This is a genomic window from Paracoccus sp. IB05 (genome assembly GCF_016405985.1).
Lineage (GTDB): Bacteria > Pseudomonadota > Alphaproteobacteria > Rhodobacterales > Rhodobacteraceae > Pseudogemmobacter.
This window is the reverse complement of the sequence record NZ_JAEFCF010000090.1, coordinates 1-1261: the sequence shown is the minus strand read 5'-3', so window position 1 is coordinate 1261 and position 1261 is coordinate 1. Positions and strand designations below refer to the sequence as shown.

Here is a 1261-nt window from a genome sequence, read left to right as displayed (position 1 = left end):
GAAAGCTGACCCCCTATCGGCGCGCAATATTGACCCCACCCGGCGGTCGGCGATCAGGGCCTGAGCCGACGGAACTGATCATGTTGTGAAGGCGGGTCATGCCCTGATCGTCAGGCGCGGTTCTTGAAGCGCCAGGACTCGTTGCCGGTCTCGATGATCTCACAGTGGTGGGTCAGGCGATCGAGCAACGCGGTCGTCATCTTCGGATCGCTGAACACGGCTGGCCATTCCCCGAAGGCGAGGTTGGTGGTGACGATGATCGAGGTGCGTTCGTAAAGGCGGCTGATGAGATGGAAGAGCAGCTGGCCGCCGGATTGGGCGAAGGGCAGATAGCCCAGCTCGTCGAGGTCGACGAGGATCGGAAAACGATCCGGGGGATCGTTTTCCCGAGGAGGGGAAGTCCAGCCGGGTCATGTAATCGGCCAGGCGCCCCTGCTTTCCGGCTCGGGTCTCTGTCTCGAGGCGGTTCACGAGCTCGACGACATTGTAGAAGCGCCCTCTGGTGCCGGTGCGGATGAGAGCGCGGGCTATGGCGATGGCGAGGTGGGTCTTTCCGGTGCCGGTGCCGCCGATCAGGACCACATTGCGCTGGTCGGCCACGAAGCTGCCCGTTGCCAGCTCTCTGACGAGACCTTCGTTCACAGGTGTGCCGGTGAAGTCGAACTCGCTGATGTCCTTGGCCAGGGGCAGCTTGGCGACGGTCATCTGGTAACGAATTGAACGCGCCCCTCGCCAGTGGTTCTCGAACCGATGGCGAACCACCGGCTCGATCTCGGCGATCTCCGACTGCAGCAGATCGCCCACGATGCGCGGGGGTTCGTGCTGGCGCTTAATGCCGCTGGCCATGACCTCGTCCCCGCGGGCGTATGCCCGCAATTCGGGCGGGGGCGCTGCGCATTCCGTAGAGCTTCAGCGTCCCCATCAGGTCGAGGAGTTGGGTGCGTTCCATGTCGGCTGGTCCTCCTGAGGCTGTCATAGCGCGCGCAGTCGGCCACGGGTTCGTGGGTCAGGCGCAGGGTTGCGGGGGTGGGAAGCAGAACGGCGGGCGCCGGGTCACGGCTGCGCGCCAGGATATTGATGACCACCGGGGCAGAATGGACGCCCTGATCGAGGGCTTCCCTGCAGGCAGCCTCGACAGCCAGCAGGCCGTCGTCGCGGACGCAGCTGAGGATCTGGACCATCTGCCGATCACTATCATCGCTGCCCTTCAGCTTGCGCCGGATCGCGGCCATCGCCGGGGGCAGCACCCAGTCCTTGAATG

2 pseudogenes are annotated in these 1261 nt (G+C 64.6%); both read right to left on the bottom strand.

The window, feature by feature from the left end:
* Window positions 1-110 precede the first annotated feature (110 nt).
* Window positions 111-949 (bottom strand): annotated as a pseudogene (gene istB, locus JC607_RS25160) (IS21-like element helper ATPase IstB).
* Between the two features lie 10 nt (window positions 950-959).
* Window positions 960-1261: pseudogene (locus JC607_RS25155) on the bottom strand (IS21 family transposase); the annotation flags it as partial.